Annotated in this window: 16 protein-coding genes; 14 read left to right on the forward strand and 2 right to left on the reverse strand. The window is 64.3% G+C overall.

Annotation, left to right across the window (positions count from 1 at the left end; genetic code table 11):
• The first annotated feature begins 21 nt into the window (after positions 1–21).
• Positions 22–1,437, forward strand: coding sequence for an oligosaccharide flippase family protein (locus tag HOY44_RS13740; protein ID WP_287435353.1), 1,416 nt, complete (start codon positions 22–24; stop codon positions 1,435–1,437).
• On the opposite strand, the gene HOY44_RS13745 is transcribed toward HOY44_RS13740, so the two are convergent.
• Both HOY44_RS13745 and HOY44_RS13750 read right to left on the reverse strand, forming a co-directional pair.
• Positions 1,333–2,943: a glucosamine inositolphosphorylceramide transferase family protein gene (locus tag HOY44_RS13745; RefSeq protein ID WP_287435355.1), complete on the reverse strand. Its 1,611-nt coding sequence runs from the start codon at positions 2,941–2,943 to the stop codon at positions 1,333–1,335. The genes HOY44_RS13740 and HOY44_RS13745 overlap by 105 nt on opposite strands.
• Positions 2,944–3,067: 124 nt before the next feature.
• Positions 3,068–4,144, reverse strand: coding sequence for a GNAT family N-acetyltransferase (locus tag HOY44_RS13750; RefSeq protein ID WP_287435357.1), 1,077 nt, complete (start codon positions 4,142–4,144; stop codon positions 3,068–3,070).
• A 562-nt stretch (positions 4,145–4,706) separates the two neighbouring features.
• On the opposite strand from HOY44_RS13750, the gene HOY44_RS13755 reads away from it, so the two are divergent.
• The 13 genes from HOY44_RS13755 (at position 4,707) to boxB (ending at position 19,240) form a co-directional block, all read left to right on the forward strand.
• Positions 4,707–5,762, forward strand: coding sequence for a TRAP transporter substrate-binding protein (locus HOY44_RS13755; protein WP_008330766.1), 1,056 nt, complete (start codon positions 4,707–4,709; stop codon positions 5,760–5,762).
• Positions 5,763–5,832: 70 nt separating this feature from the next.
• On the forward strand, positions 5,833–6,342 hold the full coding sequence (locus HOY44_RS13760; RefSeq protein ID WP_287435359.1) for a TRAP transporter small permease: 510 nt from the start codon (positions 5,833–5,835) through the stop codon (positions 6,340–6,342).
• A complete protein-coding gene (locus HOY44_RS13765) occupies positions 6,339–7,835 on the forward strand; it encodes a TRAP transporter large permease (RefSeq protein ID WP_008330764.1) in 1,497 nt (498 codons plus the stop codon). Before HOY44_RS13760 ends, HOY44_RS13765 begins: the two co-directional genes overlap by 4 nt.
• A gap of 82 nt (positions 7,836–7,917) precedes the next feature.
• Positions 7,918–8,688, forward strand: a complete 771-nt coding sequence (locus HOY44_RS13770) for a crotonase/enoyl-CoA hydratase family protein (RefSeq protein WP_008330763.1) — start codon at positions 7,918–7,920, stop codon at positions 8,686–8,688.
• Positions 8,689–8,692: 4 nt separating this feature from the next.
• Positions 8,693–9,166, forward strand: coding sequence for a MarR family winged helix-turn-helix transcriptional regulator (locus HOY44_RS13775; protein WP_138423659.1), 474 nt, complete (start codon positions 8,693–8,695; stop codon positions 9,164–9,166).
• Positions 9,167–9,169: 3 nt separating this feature from the next.
• Positions 9,170–10,978 (forward strand): feruloyl-CoA synthase, encoded by a 1,809-nt coding sequence (locus HOY44_RS13780; protein ID WP_287435363.1) that lies wholly within the window; start codon positions 9,170–9,172, stop codon positions 10,976–10,978.
• Between the two features lie 8 nt (positions 10,979–10,986).
• Positions 10,987–12,579 carry an acyl-CoA dehydrogenase family protein gene (locus HOY44_RS13785; RefSeq protein ID WP_287435365.1) on the forward strand — a complete coding sequence of 531 codons (1,593 nt, stop codon included), beginning with the start codon at positions 10,987–10,989 and terminating at the stop codon, positions 12,577–12,579.
• A gap of 135 nt (positions 12,580–12,714) precedes the next feature.
• Positions 12,715–13,182: a 4-hydroxylaminobenzoate lyase gene (locus HOY44_RS13790; RefSeq protein ID WP_287435367.1), complete on the forward strand. Its 468-nt coding sequence runs from the start codon at positions 12,715–12,717 to the stop codon at positions 13,180–13,182.
• A 39-nt stretch (positions 13,183–13,221) separates the two neighbouring features.
• On the forward strand, positions 13,222–14,757 hold the full coding sequence (locus tag HOY44_RS13795) for a benzoate-CoA ligase family protein (RefSeq protein WP_008330754.1): 1,536 nt from the start codon (positions 13,222–13,224) through the stop codon (positions 14,755–14,757).
• Complete coding sequence (locus tag HOY44_RS13800) at positions 14,757–15,572, forward strand: alpha/beta fold hydrolase (RefSeq protein WP_287435371.1); 816 nt, start codon at positions 14,757–14,759, stop codon at positions 15,570–15,572. Before HOY44_RS13795 ends, HOY44_RS13800 begins: the two co-directional genes overlap by 1 nt.
• Positions 15,569–15,928, forward strand: coding sequence for a DUF309 domain-containing protein (locus HOY44_RS13805; protein WP_138423654.1), 360 nt, complete (start codon positions 15,569–15,571; stop codon positions 15,926–15,928). Before HOY44_RS13800 ends, HOY44_RS13805 begins: the two co-directional genes overlap by 4 nt.
• Before the next feature lie 147 nt (positions 15,929–16,075).
• Entirely contained in the window at positions 16,076–17,734 is a 1,659-nt protein-coding gene (boxC, locus tag HOY44_RS13810) for a 2,3-epoxybenzoyl-CoA dihydrolase (protein WP_287435374.1), read from the forward strand.
• Between the two features lie 54 nt (positions 17,735–17,788).
• Positions 17,789–19,240, forward strand: coding sequence for a benzoyl-CoA 2,3-epoxidase subunit BoxB (gene boxB, locus HOY44_RS13815; RefSeq protein ID WP_008330750.1), 1,452 nt, complete (start codon positions 17,789–17,791; stop codon positions 19,238–19,240).
• The last annotated feature ends 32 nt before the right edge of the window (positions 19,241–19,272 follow it).

Genomic DNA, 19,272 nt, shown 5'->3' on the forward strand with positions numbered 1-19,272 from the left:
CGGACGGCGCGGGGTCCGGCGATGCTGAAGCGCCTTGCGGCCCCCTATGTCGTCGGCGTCGCGTCGCGCGTCATCGGGCAGGCCATTGCTTTTGCGACCGTCGCTATCGCGTCGAAGTTCATCGACCTCGACGGGTTCGGCACCTACGCCTTTGGTTGGGCGCTGACGGTCATCGCGACCACCTTTGTCTTCACCGGGTTCTATCAGGCCCTCCTGCGTTCGCAGGATATCGAGCGCGACCGCCACACGCTCTTCTGGGCCATGCTGGGCGTCGGCGCGCTGGGCTCCATCGTCATCACCGGGATCGGTCTGACGATGGGCGGACTCGCCACGACCGAGGGCCGGGTGATCCTGACGCTCGCCCCCTTGCCCTTCGTCAACGTCCCTGCGGCGTGGTGGGAGGCGCAGTTGGTGCGCGCCGCGCGTGTCCGGGCCGCAAGCCTGTATGTCCTGATCTACGAAAGCTTCGCGCTGCTCACCGTGATCGTTCTGTTGTCGATGGGGTGGGGGGTCTTCGCGCTCGTCACCTCGCGCGTGGTAGCCGTGGCGTTCGGTCTTTTGCAGACCGGCCTGCTCGTGCGCCGGCTTCCCCGGTTCGAATTCCGCCTCGACGCGCTCAGGGCCTCGCGCGAGACCGCCGGGCCGCTCTGGGGGACCACCAGCGTCGCGCTTCTGTCGAATTACGGGGCCGACCTGATCCTCGGCGCGCTGGCATCGCCCGCCGTCGTCGGGGCGTACCGGGGCGGGGCTCGCATCGCGATGACCGCCGCCGACCTCGTCATGCAACCCCTTGGCCTGCTGTCGTGGTCCAAGTTCACCCGGATCGAGAAAGAAGGTGCGGGCATTCCGGCGCTGCGCCGTGCCTGGATCGAGAATATGTCGCTCGCCGCCGCGCTCATGTGGCCGATGTCTATGGCCGTCGCGTTGCTGGCCCCGCTTCTGGTGGTGACGATCCTCGATGACACGTGGCTGCCCGCGGCCTCCATCGTCTCGATCCTCGCGGTTTCGAAGTCGATCGAGTTTTTCGCCAACCTGCTCGAGCCGACGATGCTGACCACCGGAAACGCGGGCCGACAGCTGAAGATCCGCAGCGCGGGGGCCGTCACGCTGATCGTGACCCTTCTGGCGTTCGGGCGTTTCGGGCCGGAAGCCGCGGCCTACTGCCATCTCGCGGCCAGCGTCGTGGTCGGCGCGGCATCGCTCGCGGCCACCGCAAAGGCGCTGGAAATTCCGCTGCGCGACATGGTGATGACGTTCCTGCCGGGGGCGGCGCTCGCGGCGCTCACCTATGTGGCGGTGCATTGGTCGAGCAGCCTGTGGGGCTCGGTCGGGTCAGAAGTTGGACTGGGCCTGACGCTGGTAAAGATCTCGGTCGCCTGGCTCATCCTCATGGCCATCTTCATGCGCCGTCGCGTGCTGGTCCTTCCCACGCCCTGAGGTGTGTTGCCCGGTGAACGAACGGCGCAGGTCCATCACCGTATAGCCCCCGCCGGCATCCATGTGATGCATACCCATGATCCCCGGCATGGCATCGGGCGTGATATGGCGCACCCGACGCTCACTATAGCCCGTCATCGACAGTTCGGTGATCTCCATCAGGTTCAGCCCATATCCGTAAACGCCGTTGGAATTGTCCTGACTGGCACGATAAAGCCGCCCGTTCTCGGCGAAGATGCGTCCCCCGTTGCGTGCGGTCGTCGCATCGAGCACCACCGGATTGAGCGGATGGGGCTGCGGGTTCGTCATCATCGGATCGTCGATGGCGAACAGGTGCAGTTCGCTTCCGAAATCGCCGAAACTGTCGTTGGCGATGTTCGTGGCCAGCCACCATTGGCCCGCGTGCTCGAATACGACCGTGTCCGACGCCTCGACACCCTCGAAACCGACCGCCGCACGCTCCCACCCCAGCGGAAAATCGGTCGCGCGCCATAGTTCGATCCGTTTCGCCTGATGCGTTTCCGGGATCATCCAGACTTCGCCGTTCCAGCGAAAGACGTAGGGAAACGACAGGTGATGCGGCATCTGCATGACCGGACCGATGGGGTCCATCCGCATTCCGTCGAGCCGCCCGACCGACAGGTGCCCGTGGTGGGTGGCGTAGTCGAAATCCTCGTAGAACAGATAGGTGACGCCATCGTGCTCCAACAAGAACGGGTCAGCCCAATAGGTGTTTCCCGGCGGCATCAGATCGACGCCCGAGGTCGGATCGATCCCCGCCAGCGGCCCGTGTGACAGGCGCAGAAAGAACATGCCGGGGCGCTTGCCGCGTTTGGCCTCGATCCGGCGCACCACGCGCATGGCAAGCTCCCACGTCAAGGCGCAGGCGTAGTCTGCAAGGTCCACACCGCGCGGCGCGGGCAGGGTGGCCGGGGCCGGAACCGGCACCGGCAATGCGCCGTCCCGCGTCAGCCGCACCAATTCCCGCAGCAGGAGCAGCACGGATTTTTCGCGGGCGAAGGCCGCATTGCGCGAGGCCATGAACTTGGTGTCGAAGCGGGCGGTCGCGATCGTCGCCTCGCCCTCCTCCGTCCGGCAGGTCAGCGCGACCTCGGTCACCGGGCTGCGCAGGCGCGCCTCGGTCAGGCCGCTCGCCTCGTCATAGGTCGATAGCCGCCACAGACCGAACCGAGCGGCCGGGGCGCAGTTTTCCGCCGCCCGTGACATCGAGAAATCAACGACGACATCGCAGCCCTCGGCAAGGTCGGGCGCGAAATTGCGAAGCGGCGGCACGTCCGGCGGCAGGTCGTCGGGCGCAGGGAACAGCCGCGTCTCGGCAGCGATCCAACCGCGCCAGATCGCGGGAAGGCTGGGTTCGGGGGCGGGGCAGGCGGTGACCACGGCCAGATCGAACCGCGCATCCTCGCCCACGGCACGCAGAAACCGGCGTTCGCCGGGTCCGGCGACGCCTGCTTTCAGGATCACGCAGAGTTTCAATGCACTCATTTCGCGGTCTTCGTTTCTGCCCAGTCTCTAATTAGAAACCAATGCTGGCAGGAATATGGCCGCGTTTCGATGCGATTGCCTAGGCTTGCGTGCGGTCGTCGCGCGACGCGCCCCGGTCCGGGCGCTAGAAGATCCGCCCCGCCGCAAGTATCCGGTCACCTGCACGCCGCGTGAATTCAGGCACCTTGGGCGAGGGCAGGCGGTCCGCCATGACCTGAAGCTGCTTTCGCAGGCGTCGTGGCGCGCCGATCAGGCTGACGGGTCGCTCCATCGACCCCTCGACCAGCGCCCGTTCGTGCGTCATGAAATCGGTCTTGTATCGCTGGTCGCCGCGACCGAAATCCAGTTCCCGCCGCCCTTCGGCTTCCATCTGCTTGAGCGTTTCGAGGATCAGGATCAATCCGGGCGAGGTCTTGCGGTATTCCTCGTCATAGGACGGGAACCACCAGTGCAGCGTTTGCGTGCTGCGCATCCCAAAATGCACCGCGACACAGGTCTCGCCCGCATAAAGCGCCGATGTCTGACCCGCGAATTCCGGCGTGTCGGTGGCCCGGATCGCCTCGGCCACGTCGCGCGCCCATCCCACGTCGAGGATGAGTTTGACGCCCATCGCGGCGAGCGACGCGCGCTTCCAGTCGAGGAAGCTTTGCCATGCCAGGTCGGACCTGTCGTTGGCGACGAAGGTGATCGCGCCATGATCGCGTTCCAGCTTGCGGCTGCGCCGTCCGAGGTCGCGGAACGACCGATTGTTCGATCTGCGCGCGTCGGCCCAAGCATCGAAGCCCCCTGACAGGTCGATATAGGGCGATGTCGTTTCGCGGAAGGCATGGTCCGCGAAGGCGCTTTGGGAGCGAGGCGCGTGGTTGAAGTCATAGGCCTTGGCCCCCGCCGCCTTCAGGACCATGCCCATGTCCGGGCGCGTTCCGGGCGCCGCGACGACCCCATGATAATCCGAGATCTGGCCCGCCAGCGGCGCGAGCCGCCCGAACCGCTGTTTGTGGAAGGCGAAGAAGCCCTGAATCGCACCCTGATCGTGCAGCACCGCGACGCGCGTGTCCTTGGGGCGCACAGTGCCGGTGATCCGGCAGAAATCCGGCGTGAAGAACGGGCTTTGTAGATCCCGGTCCGCGGCCTGAAAGCCTCGCCAGACGGCGACCATATCGGCATCGAGCTCATCCGGTCGAATGATGTCCACCTGCATCCGATCAGACCTTTCTCGTGGTCGCCACGCCATGACAGGGCAGATGGGCCGAGCGTCGACGGGTCACGCGGACGTGGACGAGGGCTGCCCGGTGCGAGACCGGGTTAGGATCGAACATGGCAGCTGCACCCCTTGCATCTGCGCCCCCGCGCGGGACTGTCCCACAAACGGGCAAAAAGTCAACGAAACGCTTGTATGATAAGGGTTTCGCGGCGTTTTGCCATGCCAATTGCGGGCCGGGCCGTGCATTGTTGTCGATCCGGCGACAGGGGGCGAGCGAATGCCGCGCGTTGATTCACCAACCGGTGAGTCGGAAAAAGTGGTTGAACCCCCCCGACAAAAATGCCCCTATCGCTGCAAATGCAATGAATGCCCTCGGATCGATCCGAAATAGGTATTGATGCAAATTGTTATAAGTTATAACCTTTTAACTGAACGCCAAAGCCTGCTCCTTTTTTCACAAGCCCTGAACGAGATTCAGGTGGAAATCTGTAGCAATATATGGCATTCAACACGCGATAGTGGCATTATAATGCCACATCCGGTCAAGGGAGGAGAATCAATGACCACTCGCAAACTGCTTACGTCGCTCGCCGCCGGTGCCGCACTGACGGCCCTGTCCACCGGGGGTGCGTTCGCCCAGGAAGTCACGCTCAAGCTGCACCAGTTCCTGCCCGCGCAAGCCAACGTCCCGAAGGACGTGCTGGATGTCTGGGCCGACAATGTCGAGAAGGATTCGGAAGGCCGCATCAAGGTCGAGCGTTATGCCTCCATGGCGCTGGGCGGCACCCCGCCGGAACTGATGGACCAGGCCATCGACGGCATCGCCGACGTCGTCTGGACCGTCGTGGGTTACACCCCCGGCCGCTATCCGACCACCGAAGTTTTCGAACTGCCCTTCATGGTGTCGGATGCCCGTGAAGCGTCCTGTGCCTACTCGAAAATGTTCGACACGCACATGAAGGACGGCGAGTTCAAGGATCTGCACATCGTCGGCACCTGGGTCCACGGCCCCGGCATGTTCCACACCAACGAGCCGGTCGAAGTGCCCTCCGACCTTGAAGGCATGAAGATCCGGGGCGGTTCGCGCCTCGTGAACGACCTGCTGACGCGCGTCGGCGCCGAGCCGATCGGGATGCCCGTTCCGGCCGTGTCCGAAGCCCTGTCCAAAGGCGTGATCGACGGAACCACGATCCCGTGGGAAGTGACCTACGCGCTCAAGGTGCCGGAACTGGTGACCAACCACACCGAATTCGAAGGCCCGGCGCTTTACAACCTCACCTTCGTCCTCGCCATGAACAAGGGCGTCTACGAAGGTCTGTCGGACGAGAACAAGGCTGTGATCGACGCCAACTCCGGCCTCGCCTTCTCGGTCTTCGCCGGTGGCACCCAAGCCGACGCCGATGGCCCGGCCCGTCAGGTCGCCGTCGACCTGGGCAACAACATCATCACCGTTTCGGAAGAAGATGCGAAAGCCTGGGATGAGATCGTGAACCCGATCTACGACGAATGGATCGCGGGTATGGAAAACGGTCAGGCCCTGATCGACGAAGCCAAGATGCTCATGGAGCAGTGCGGCGCCGACATGGCCAACATCGACACCTACGGCGCGAAATAAGCCATCATGCGCGCGGCGGGGCGACCCGCCGCGCGTTTTCGTCTGACCCGGACCTGAAACAGGGGATCCCATGAACCGCTTTTTCCTCGGCCTGTCGAAAGCACTTGCGATCGCGGGCGGCGCTGTCCTGAGCATTCTCGTCATCCTTGTCGTCGTTTCGATCCTCGGCCGCGAAACCGGCCTTGGGGCCGTGACCGGCGACTATGAGATCGTCGAGGCCGGAATGGCCTTCTGCATCTTCGCCTTTCTGCCCTACGCGCATATGACCGGCGCACACGCGACCGTCGACATCTTCACCAATACGCTGGGCGAGACCGCGCATCGCTGGCTTCTGGCGGTGATCGACGTCGTCTTCGCCGTCGTTCTCATCATCATCGCGACCCAGCTTTGGGGCGGCATGATGAGCAAACTCAATTCGGGGCAGACCACGCTGCTCCTGCAATTTCCCGTCTGGTGGGGCTACGCCGTCTCAATGGTCGCGGCCATCGTCGGCGCGGTCGTCGGTGTCTGGCACGCCTTCGTGCGCGTGACCGAGGCCGTGACGGGCAAGACCATCGCCGTCGAGGGGGGCGAAATATGACCAATATCGAGATCGGGCTCTGGTCCTTCCCGGCGCTCCTCCTGCTTATCTTCCTGCGCGTGCCCATCGGGCTTGCCATGTTCCTTGCGGGGTTCGTGGGGCTGGGGATCATCAACGACGGCTGGCACATCGCGCTCGCCCGCCTGAAGACCGAGACCTATACGACCTTCTCGTCCTACTCGCTGTCCATCGTGCCGATGTTCCTCTTGATGGGTCACTTCGCGACCCTTGGCGGGATGAGCCAATCGCTGTTCAAAGCCGCCGAAAGCTGGCTGGGCCACCGGCGCGGCGGGGTCGCCATGGCCGCCATCGGGGCCTGTGCGGGGTTCGGCGCGATCTGTGGCTCGTCTCTTGCGACCGCTGCCACGATGGGGCGCGTCGCCCTGCCTGAACTGCGCCGTTACGGCTATTCCGGCGGCTTCTCGACCGCCACGCTGGCGGCGGGCGGCACGCTCGGTATCCTGATCCCGCCGTCGGTGGTGCTGGTGATCTATGCCATCCTCGCCGAGCAAAACATCGCCAAGCTCTTTGCCGCCGCCATCGTGCCCGGCATCCTCGCGGCAATCGGCTATATCATCGTCATCTCGATCTATGTCCGCCTGTTCCCGAAATCGGCGGGCACCCGTCCTCCGGTTCCGATGGCCGAGCGGTTTCGGGCCGTGTTCAACGTCTGGCCGGTTCTGCTGGTCTTCGGCCTCGTGGTCGGAGGCATCTACGGCGGGCTGTTCACGCCCACCGAAGGCGCGGCGGTCGGTGCGCTCGGCACCGGGATCATCGCGCTCTTCAACGGCGGCTTGACGTGGAAATCGCTGCTCGGTTCGTTCACGGCGACCGCACGCTCGACCGCGATGATCTTCTTCATCGTGCTCGGCGCGGCCTTCTACAACGGCTTCCTCGCCGTGAGCCAGGTGCCGCAGACGGCGGCGAGCTGGGTCGCCGAACAGGGGTATTCGCCTTACACGGTGCTCTTGATCATCCTCGTCTTTTACCTGCTTCTGGGCTGTCTCATGGACTCGCTGTCCATGATCCTGCTCACCATTCCGATCTTCTACCCGATCATCTCGGTGCTGGATTTCGGCATGGTCGACTTCGTGTCGATGCAGCACGACATGATCCGTGACGCGATCGCGTCCGGGGCCGCGCAGGGGGTCGCGCAGGATGTGATGGACCAGATCAACGCGCTGATGGCGGCGGGGCAGGAAGTGCCACGACAGCTTTCGGGTGAACTGGGCGTCCGCCTGACCGAAATGCGCGCCAATGCGCTGGGGATGGAATACACCGCGATCTGGTTCGGCATCCTCGTCCTGATCGTCGTGGAAACCGGTCTCATCACCCCGCCGGTGGGGATGATCCTGTTCATCATCAACGCGATGGACAAGCAGACCCCGATCGTCGAGACCTACAAGGCCGTGATGTTCTTCATCACATCGGATCTGATCCGCGTGGCCCTGCTGGTCGCCTTTCCGGCGATCACCCTGTTCCTGATCACCTGAAACGAAAACGGACGGCGCAAGCACATTGCGCCGTCTCGCGAAGATAGATACAAGTCATAACGATTATACCAGGGAGGTATTCATGGCTGACGACATTCTTCTGGTGGATGTGTCCGACGACGGCATCGCCACGCTCACCATGAACCGGGCCGGCAAGCGCAACGCTATGTCCGACCAGCTTCTGAACGCGCTCGACGCGTTCTTTTCCAACCCGCCCGCCGGGGTGAAGGCGGTGGTTCTGACCGGGACCGAGGGGCACTTCTGCTCGGGTCTCGATCTTGCCGAGCACGAACAGCGCGACGCCGAGGGCACGATGCGCCACTCGCGCGGGTGGCACGCGATCATGGACAAGATCCAGTATGGCGGGCTGCCGGTGATTTCCGCCATGTTCGGCGCGGTGATCGGCGGCGGACTGGAGCTTGCCACCTCTACCCATGTGCGTATCGCCGAGCCTTCCACCATCTTCCAGCTTCCCGAGGGACGGCGGGGCATCTTCGTCGGCGGCGGGGCGAGCGTGCGCGTGGGGCGCATCCTCGGGGCCGACCGGATGATCGAGATGATGCTGACGGGCCGCAAATACGGCGCGGAAGAGGGGCTGTCGCTTGGCCTCACCCACTACGCGGTCGGCGAAGGCGAGGCGCTGGAACTCGCCCAGAAGCTCGCCCGCAACATCGCCGACAATGCGCCCCTGTCGAACTACGTGATGATTCAGGCGCTGTCGCGGATCGAGGATATGTCCAAAGCCGACGGTCTCTTCACCGAAAGCCTCTGCGCGGCCCTGACCCAGACCAGCCCACATGCGATCGAGGGGTTGCAGGCCTTCCTTCAGAAACGCGACCCGAGTTTCAGGTAGCGCCATGTCGGGAGGGGAGGAGACCGACACGGCCAAGAAGGTGACGGATGCGGCCCTGCGCCCGTTCCTTGGCTTCAACCTGCGCCGCGCGTGGAACGTGATTCACGCCGACCTTGGCGCCACGCTCGACCCGTTGGGTCTGCGGATGATCACGTTTTCCGCGCTGGTCGTCATCGGGGACAATCCGGGCCTCAGTCAGGCGCAACTCGCCGCTGCCCTGTCGGTCGAGCGCCCGAACCTCGTCGCCGTGACCGACGAACTCACTCGGCGCGGTCTGATCTCGCGCGAACGCGTGCCGTCCGACCGCCGCACCTATGCGCTGCGCCTGACGACGGCGGGGGCCCGGCTGCTCGCACAGGCGACCGAGGCGGTCCATGCCCACGAAACCAGTCTTTATGCCGGGCTGACCGGCGACGACCGCGCGCAACTGCTCGGCGCGCTGGCCAAGATCGAAGCCACCGGGACAGGGAGGAGCTGACCCATGTCTAAGTACAAACCGCATTCCACAACCGTCGAAACACGCCCCGATGGCACGATGATCTACCGCGCCGCCGACCCGCTCGGCCCCGTCGTGGACCGCACCGGCGACTGGCTCCACCATTGGGCCGACGCCGCGCCCGACCGCACCTTCCTTGCCGAACGCTACGGCGCGGGCTGGCGTGAGGTGAGCTATGCAGAGGCGCTGGAACAGGTCCGTGGCATCGCCGCCAGCCTGCTTGCGCGCGGGATGAACGCGGACACGCCGGTGATCGTGATCTCCGGCAACGGCGTCGACCACGGCCTTCTCGCGCTCGCGGGGCAGTATGTCGGCGTGCCGATCGTGCCGGTGGCCGAACAATATGCGCTGATCCACGGCGCTCACGGTCGTCTGCGCCACGCGGTCGAAATGACCAAGCCGCGCATGGCCTACACGGTGGATGCCGACCAGTATGGCGAGGCACTGGCGCTCGACATCTTCGACGACATCGAAGTGGTCGCTTCGAACCCCGGCCAGAACACCAAGGTCACGCCCTTCGCGGACCTCGTCAAAGGCGACTCGAGCGTCGATGTGGATGCCGCTTTCGCCGCGACTGGCCCGGATACGGTGGGCAAGATCCTCCTCACCTCCGGCTCCACCTCGGCCCCCAAGGGTGTGCCGACGACCAACCGGATGATGACCACCAATCAGGCGCAACTCGCCGCCGCGCTGCCGTTTCTCGCCACGCGGCCCCCAGTTCTGGTCGACTGGCTGCCGTGGAACCACGTCTTCGGCGGCTCGCACAACTTCAACATGATCCTTGCCAACGGCGGCACGCTTTATGTCGACGACGGCAAGCCGACTCCCGCGTTGATCTCGCGCACCGTCGAAAACCTGAAACTCGTCTCGCCCACAATCAGCTTCAACGTGCCCGTGGGCTTCGCGGGGCTGGTCAAGGCGATGAAGACCGACGAGGCGCTCAAGCAAAGCTACTTCGCCGAACTCGACATGATCTTCTACGCCGGGGCCTCGCTGCCGCAGGACGTCTGGAAGGGGATCGAGGACGCGGCGCATGAGGTGCGCGGTGACCTGCCGCTGATGAACTCGTCCTGGGGCCTGACCGAAACCGCGCCCGCCGCGCTCCTGCAACACGAACCCACCGACCGCTCCGGCATCGTCGGCGTGCCGCTGCCGGGGGTGGAGGTGAAGCTGATCCCCGACGACGACATGCGCTGCGAGGTTCGGGTGAAAGGCCCGTCGATCTTCACCGGCTATCTCGACAACCCGGAAAAGACCGCCGAGGCCTTCGACGACGAGGGCTTCTTCCTCACCGGCGACGCGATGAAATTCGTGAACCCCGATCACTACGATCTGGGCCTGCAATTCGACGGGCGCATCTCGGAGGACTTCAAGCTCCTCACCGGCACATGGGTGCGCGCGGGCCAGCTTCGGCTCGACATGCTCGCCTGTATCGGGCCGCTCGCGCAGGACATCGTCATCACGGGCGCGGACAAGAACGAGATCGGAATCATGATCTTCCTGAACGTCGCGGAGTTGGAAAAGGAAGGCTATTCGTTCGATTCCGACAACGGCGCGCTCATCAACGCGGCGCTGCAATCTGACATCCGCCGCCGTTTGGCGGTGCGTGCGGGCGAAGTGTCCGGCTCATCCTCACGCGTGGGTCGCGCTATCGTTCTGGAAGAGCCGCCCAACATGGGCGAAGGCGAGATGACGGCCAAGGGCAACCTCAACTACCGCAAGGTTCTGGACCGCCGGGACGCGCTTCTCAAACGGCTCTACGACGACGCCGACCCTGCAACCATCACCATCTGAGGTTTGCCATGAAACCCTTCGCCGCCCCGCTCGACGACATTTTCTTCATCCTGAACCACGTGGTTGGGGCCGACCGGGTCGCGGACTACGACCCCGAAATGTCGCGCGAAATCGCGCAGCACTTCGCCTCGTTCGCGGAAGAGGTGATCGCGCCGACCGATGAGATCGGGGACAAGATCGGGGCGAAGCTGGTCGATGGCCGGGTCGTTCTGCCGGACGCGGTGAAGGCGATGTTCACGCAGTATGTCGAGGGCGGCTGGCCCGGTCTCATGCTGCCCGAGGAACATGGCGGCATGGGGGTCGACGGCGTGACCGGCGGCGTGATCCACGAGATCCTGATGGGCGCGAACCACGCGTTCCAGATGCTCGTCTCGCTGGCCGTGGGGCACAACCGGGTCTTCCAGAATTTCGGCACCGACGCGCAGAAGGCCAGGTACCTGCCGCTGCTCGCCTCCGGCGATTATCTCGGCACGATGGCCCTGACCGAACCCGGCGCGGGGTCGGACCTTGGCCGCATCCGCACCCGCGCGGTGCAGGATGGCGATGTCTGGCGGATCACCGGCGAAAAGATTTTCATCTCGGGTGGCGATCAGGACATGTCCAGGGGCGTGCTGCACATGGTCCTCGCCCGCACCGGCGAGATGGACAGCGGGGTGAAGGGCCTGTCGCTGTTCGCCTGCCTGTCGGATCGCGCCGACGGCAGCCGCAATGCGGTCAACGTCACCCGGATCGAGGAAAAGATGGGTCTGCACCTGCAACCCACCTGTCAGCTTGCCTTCGACGGGGCCGAGGCGGAGCTCATCGGGGCCGAAGGGCAGGGGCTGCGCGCGATGTTCGAGATCATGAACCACGCGCGCGTGGACGTGGCCTTGCAGGGCGTGGCGCATTCCGCCCGCGCCTATGACATCGCGTCGAGCTATGCCGCCGAGCGCGTGCAGGGCCGGGGGCCGGATGGTCCCGTGACCATCGACAAGCATGGCGACGTGCGCCGGATGCTGGACGAGATCGACGCGATCGCGATGGGCGCGCGCGCGATGACGCATCTGGCGCTGGTGACGCTGGAATCGGGCGACAACCCGTGGCTCCTCGAGCTCCTGACCCATGTCATCAAGTGGTATGCGTCCGAGCAAGGGTTGCGCGCCGCCGAGACGGGGATGCAGGTGCTGGGCGGCTACGGTTATCTTCAGGAATACCGCATCGAACAGACCTACCGCGACCTGCGCATCGCCGCGATCTACGAGGGCGCTTCGGGCATTCACGCGATGGGCGTCGCCGCGCGCCTCCTGCGGCTGGAGAACGGCGCGGCGATGAATGCTTTCGTGGACTACCTGAAAGGGATCGACGGCGGCCCGGCGCTCGACCGGGCCGTGGCGGCATGGGAAGCGGCGCGCGCGCATCTGGAAACCGGCGTCGATCCGGGTCAGATCGCGACGCCGTTCATCCGCCTGACCGCGCGAGTTCTGGAACAGGCGCTCTGGGCGCAGATGGTGGCCAAGGCCGATCATCACCCGGACCCGGAGCGCATCCGCCGCGTCGCGGCACTCGTCGCGCGGCAGTCGGCCCGGACCGAAGCCGACCTTGCGGAAATGACGGCGGCCTGACGCAATCCGCGGCCCAGACCTGCGTGCCCTGTGCTATGCAGTAAAGTGCACCTCGTCGCCAAACCTGTTGAACTGCGCGGGCAATTGTGCAAAATACTGCACAAACGACTCACGGCGCAGCGACAGGAGGAATCGATGTCCGCAGAAGAGTTTTCCATGCTGATCGGTGGCATCGCGGCGCGGCTCGAAGGTGTGCCGCTCGATGACGACATGGCCGCGTTTCTGAACCGCGAGTATCCGAAAGACAGCCCCGAATTCAAACGCTTGGGCGAGCTTTGCGCGCAAGGCGAGGCCGAGGGCTGGCTGGTCCAGCGCGAGGCAGGCGGGATCAAGTTCGGGCGACCGATCAAGCCCGGCGGGGCCGCCGGCAGCTTTTCGGTCGACGTGGTGCGCATGAAGGACGTCAAAGGCCCGCATCACGTCCACACCACGGGCGAAATCGGGGCGGTCATGCCGCTTGAAGGGGCGCCGAAGTTCGATGATTTCGAACCCGGTTGGTATGTCTACCCGCCGGGGTCCGATCATCACCCGACGGTGACGGGTGGGGATGCCTACGTGCTCTACCTGCTCCCCGAAGGCGCCATTGAATTCACAGGGAAATAACCGTTCCGGGCGCGGGAGGCGCCTGACTGGGAGGATCACATGACGAACGAGAATGCCGCGGTCTATTTCGTGGACCGGCACATTGAAGAAGGCCGCGCGGACAAACCCGCGTTTCGCGAGGCGGACGGCGAGCACCGCACGCTGACCTATGGCGACCTGCACGAACAGGCCGGGCGCTGGGCCGGTGCGCTTCACAAACACGGGGTGCGCCGCGAGGAACGCGTCGCGATGATCGTGCGCGACCAGATCGAATTTCCGGTCGTCTTCTGGGGCTCGCTCAAGGCGGGGGCGATCCCGGTTCCGCTGAACACCCTGCTGTCCGCCAGTGTTTACGAAGCGATCCTGAACGACAGCCGCGCCTCGATCCTCGTGGTGTCCGAACAGCTTTGGGAGACGGTGAAGCCTGCGGTGGACGGAAACCGCTACCTGCGCACCGTCGTCGTGATCGGCGACGCGCCCGAAGGCACGGAAAGCTACACGGATTTCGTGGCCGGGGCCGAGATCGAGGAAACCTGCGAGGCGTCGGCGGACGAACTGGCCTTCTGGCTGTATTCCTCCGGGTCGACGGGCACCCCCAAGGGGGTGCGCCACGTTCACGGCTCGCTCAAGGCGACCTGCGACACCTTCGGCGCGCAGGTTCTTGGCATCCGCGAGGACGACACGGTGTTTTCGGTCGCGAAGATGTTCTTCGCCTATGGTCTGGGCAACGCCATGTCCTTCCCCATGTCCGTCGGGGCGACGACGGTGCTGATGGGCGGGCGGCCCACGCCGGATGGGGTGTCTGCGCTGCTGGCCGACGAAAAGCCGACCGTGTTCTGCGCGGTCCCCACGCTTTATGCCGCCATGGTCGCGGCGCAGGAAAAGGCGGGAACCGATCCGGTCCACTCGGTGCGCATCTGCACCTCGGCGGGCGAGGCGCTGCCGCGCGAGATCGGCGAGCGTTGGCAGCGGCTTTGGAAGGCCGAGATCGTGGATGGTGTCGGCTCGACCGAAATGCTCCACATCTTCCTGTCCAACCGTCCGGGCGACATCGTCTATGGCACGTCGGGCAAGGCCGTGCCGGGTTACGAAGTCCGGCTGGTCGACGAGCATGACGAGGACGTGGCCGAAGGCGACGTGGGCGAGCTGCTTGTGCGCGGCCCGTCCAGCGCCGAGGGCTACTGGAACCGCCGCTTCAAGTCGATGGACACGTTTCAGGGCCACTGGACCCGGACGGGCGACAAGTACGAACGCACGCCCGAGGGGCGCTTCGTCTACTGCGGGCGCACCGATGATATGTTCAAGGTGTCCGGCATCTGGGTCTCGCCCTTCGAGGTGGAACAGGCGCTGATCGACCATCCCTGCGTCCTCGAAGCCGCCGTCGTGGCGCGGGAGGATGAAAAAGACCTCGTGAAGCCAGCGGCTTACATCGTCCTCAAAGAGGGCGTCGAGGCGCCGACGCCGGAGGCGATCAAGGACTTCGTGAAAGAGAAGATCGGAATGTGGAAATACCCGCGCTGGATCGAGGTGGTCGATGAACTGCCCAAGACCGCGACCGGCAAGATCCAGCGTTTCAAGCTGAGGGATGCGCACTGATGATTGATTGGGTCGACAGCGGATTTCTGAACGCGGGCGGCAAGCGGCTGGAATATGCCTGCCATGGCCCGCAGCCGGGCGACAAGCCGGTGATCGTGATGCTGCACGAGGGGCTGGGATGCACCGCGCTGTGGCGCGACGTGCCCGCGAACATCGCGCAGGCGACCGGGCACCCGGTCTTCGTGTTTTCGCGCGCGGGCTACGGCCAGTCGGATCTTGCCGATCTGCCGCGCCCGCTGGACTACATGACGCGGGAAGCGGTGGATGTGCTGCCGGACGTGCTCGACGCCATCGGCGCGCAAGGCTACGTGCTTCTGGGTCATTCCGATGGCGCGACCATCGCGGCCGAATATGCGGGCCGGGTGTCGGACGTGCGCGTGCGCGGCCTGATCCTGATCGCACCGCATTTCTTCACCGAAGAGATGGGGCTGGCCGAGATCGCCAAGGCGGGCGAGGCCTATGAAGCGGGCGGGCTGAAGGAAAAGATGGCCCGCTATCACCGCGACCCGGACAACACGTTCCGGGGCTGGAACGACAGCTGGCTCGCCCCCGGTTTCAAAGACTGGAACGTGGCCGAGGTCATCGACTACTGGCGCATTCCCTGTCTCGCCATTCAGGGACGCGACGATCAATACGGCACGCTCGCCCAGATCGAAGAGATCGAGACGCGGACCTATTCGCCCGCGGACGTGGCGATCATCGAAGGTGCCAAACACGCGCCGCACCTCGAAAAACCGGAAGAGACGCTGGCGGCCATCGTGGAGTTCTGCGAGCACCTCGACACCATGGAAGCGGCGGAGCCCGAGGGCGTATGACGCCCGCGCCCCATATACCGGGGCAGAACGCCCGCCCGCCGGAAGGCTCCATCGCGCCCGGATGGGACGAAGGGCTCGCGCAGTATCGCGCGGGCTACTTCTGGGAAGCGCATGAGGCGTGGGAGCCGGTCTGGATGGAGGCGGCGCCGAACTCGGAGCACAAGGCGCTATTGCAGGCCGCGATCCAGCTTGCCAACGGGAACTTGAAGCGCGTGATGGGTCAGCCCCGCGCCGCGGCCCGTATCCTGACCATCGCCCGTGACCACCTCGCCCGAGCCGGGCAGGGGGCGCGAGTCGATTGGGCGCGCGGCGAGGCGCAGGCGCTCGAATCGCGCCTGAGTAATGATGCAATATAGTGCAAAATACGGCATGAAGCTGAGGCACTGTGTTGTAAATAACTGAAATTAAACGAAAGAAAGTTAAGCACTATAGTGCATCATGGTGTAGACTTGATCTCAGCCACGCACTATATTGCTACCAACGCGAACAAGGAGACCGGGCCAATGAGCAAGGTGATCGACTTCCAAACCGACCCGTCAAAGTACCGCCACTGGAAGGTGGAATACGACGGCCCCGTCGCGACCGTTTACATGGACGTCGACGAAAACGCGGGCCTCTTCGACGGCTATCAGCTCAAGCTGAACTCCTACGACCTCGGCGTCGATATCGAACTGTCGGACGTGGTTCAGCGTATGCGCTTCGAACACCCCGAGGTGAAGACCGTCGTGATGAAGTCGGCCAAGGACAAGGTGTTCTGCGCCGGTGCGAACATCCGGATGCTTGGCGGTGCTGCCCACAGCCACAAGGTCAACTTCTGCAAGTTCACCAACGAGACCCGCAACACCTTCGAGGCCGCCGAGGCGGACTCGGGTCAGAAATGGATCGCGGCGGTCAAGGGCGCTTGCGCCGGGGGCGGCTACGAACTGGCGCTCGCCTGCAACTATATCATGCTGACGGACGACTCGACCTCGTCGGTCGCGCTTCCCGAGGTTCCGCTTCTGGCCGTTCTGCCGGGCACCGGTGGCCTTACCCGCGTCACCGACAAGCGCAAGGTGCGCCGTGACCGCGCCGACATCTTCTGCTCGATCGAAGAGGGCGTGAAGGGCAAGCGCGCGAAAGACTGGCGTCTGGTGGACGAGGTCGTTCCGAACTCCAAGTTCGACGAAACCGTTGACGAACGCGCCCGCGAATTCGCCGCCGCCTCGACCAAGCCGGTCGCGGACAAGGGCATCGCACTCGGCCCGCTCAATCGCACCATCGACGACAAGGGCGTGCACTACGACCTCGTCGAGGTCGAGATCGACCGTGACGGGCGCAAGGCGACCATCACCATTTCGGGCCCCGACGCGGACGCGCCCGCATCCATCGACGACGTGGTGGCCGCTGGCGATCAGGGCTACATGCTCAAGCTCGCCCGCGAGCTGGACGACGCGATCATGCATCTGCGGCTCAACGAGATGGAGCTTGGCCTGTGGGTGTTCCGCACGCAGGGCGACCCGGAACAGGTCAAGGCGCACGAAGACCTGCTTCTGGCCAATGACGACAACTGGCTCGCCAACGAAATCCTGATGTTCTGGAAGCGTGTGCTCAAGCGGATCGACGTGACCTCGCGCTCGCTGACCGCTCTGGTCGAGCATGGCTCCTGCTACGCCGGTGTGCTGGCCGAAATCCTGTTCGCCGTCGACCGGTCCTACATGATGGAAGACGAGTTCGAGGGCGACAACCGCCCGATCGCCACGATCACCCTGTCGGACTCCAACTTCGGCCGTTACCCGATGGGCAACGACCTGACCCGTCTGGAAACCCGCTTCTACGGCGAGCCGGACAGCGTGGACGCCGCGAAGGCCAAGATCGGTGAGGCTCTGGAAGCCGAAGAGGCCGACGAACTGGGCCTTGTCACCATGATCCTCGACGACATCGACTGGGACGACGAGATTCGCATCTTCATGGAAGAGCGCGCCTCGTTCAGCCCGGACGCGATGACCGGCATGGAGGCCAACTTGCGCTTCGCCGGACCTGAAACGATGGAAACCCGGATCTTCGGTCGCCTGACCGCCTGGCAGAACTGGATTTTCAACCGCCCGAACGCGGTGGGGGCCGACGGCGCGTTGCAGCGTTACGGCACCGGCGTGCGCGGCGAATACAACATGGAACGCGTCTAACCAAACTTGCAGGGCGGGCTATCGTGCCCGCCCAAAACCCATAGGGAGAGACAGATGGTCGACCTTATCAACGTCAGCTACGATACGCAGATTCCCAACAACGTCGGGCTGTCCTCGGACCGCAAGGTTCTGAAGGCACTTGAGAAATGGCACCCCGGCTACATCAACTGGTGGAACGACCTCATCCCCGAGAAATTCCAGAAGTCGATGGTCTATCTGCGCACCGCCGTGTCCGTGGACCCGAAAGGCTGGGCCAAGTTCGACTACGTCAAGATGCCGGAATACCGCTGGGGCGTTCTGCTGGCCCCGCAGGTCGAAGACCGCAAAATCCCCTGTGGCGAACACTACGGCCAGCCCGCTTGGCAGGAAGTGCCGGGTGAATACCGCAACCTGATGAAGCGCCTGATCGTCATTCAGGGCGATACCGAGCCGGGCTCGGTCGAGCAGCAGCGGTTCCTCGGCCTCACCGCGCCGTCGCTTTACGACATGCGCAACCTGTTCCAGGTGAACGTGGAAGAGGGGCGTCACCTCTGGGCGATGGTCTACCTGCTTCAGAAATACTTCGGCAAGGACGGCCGGGAAGAGGCCGACGATCTGCTGGTGCGGTCCTCGGGATCGGAAGAAGCCCCGCGCATGCTGGGGGCCTTCAACGAAGAGACGCCGGATTGGCTGTCGTTCTTCATGTTCACCTACTTCACCGACCGTGACGGCAAGATGCAGCTTGAATCGCTGGCGCAATCGGGCTTCGACCCGCTCAGCCGCACCTGCCGCTTCATGCTGACCGAAGAAGCGCACCACATGTTCGTGGGTGAGACCGGCGTCGGACGCACCATCGAACGCACCTGTCAGGTGATGCGCGAGAACGGCATCGAAGACCCCTATGACATCGACAAGATCCGCAGCCTGGGCGTCATCGACCTGCCGACGATCCAGAAGAAGCTGAACCTGCACTACACCCTGTCGCTCGACCTGTTCGGGCAAGAGGTGTCGACCAACGCCGCCAACGCGTTCAACGCGGGCATCAAGGGCCGGTATCAGGAGCATCGGATCGACGACGACCACATGCTCAAGAACGACACCTACATGGTGTGGGACTTCGAGGACGGCAAAGTCGTTCAGAAAGAGGTTCCGGCGCTGACCGCGATCAACATGCGCCTGCGCGACGACTACACCCGCGATGCCGCCGGTGGCGTCGGCCGCTGGAACAAGATCATCGAAAAAGCCGGTGTCCAGTTCGAGTTGAAGCTTCCGCATGAAAGCTTCAACCGCAAGATCGGCGTGTTCTCGTCGCACCTGTTCGACCCGGAAGGCACCCTGCTGACCGGCGCCGAATACGACGCCAAGGTGAACGACTGGCTTCCGACCCACGCGGACGGCGACTTCATCCAGTCGCTCATGGTCCCCGTCACCGAGCCGGGCAAGTTCGCCGGTTGGATCGCCCCGCCGAAGGTCGGCATCGACAACAAGCCGGGCGACTTCGAATACGTCAAACTGCACATGGCGTAAGCCACAGGGCCGGGGGGCCACGGCCCCCCGCC

Origin of the sequence: Maritimibacter sp., assembly GCF_016774595.1 — a bacterium.
GTDB lineage: Bacteria > Pseudomonadota > Alphaproteobacteria > Rhodobacterales > Rhodobacteraceae > Maritimibacter > Maritimibacter alkaliphilus.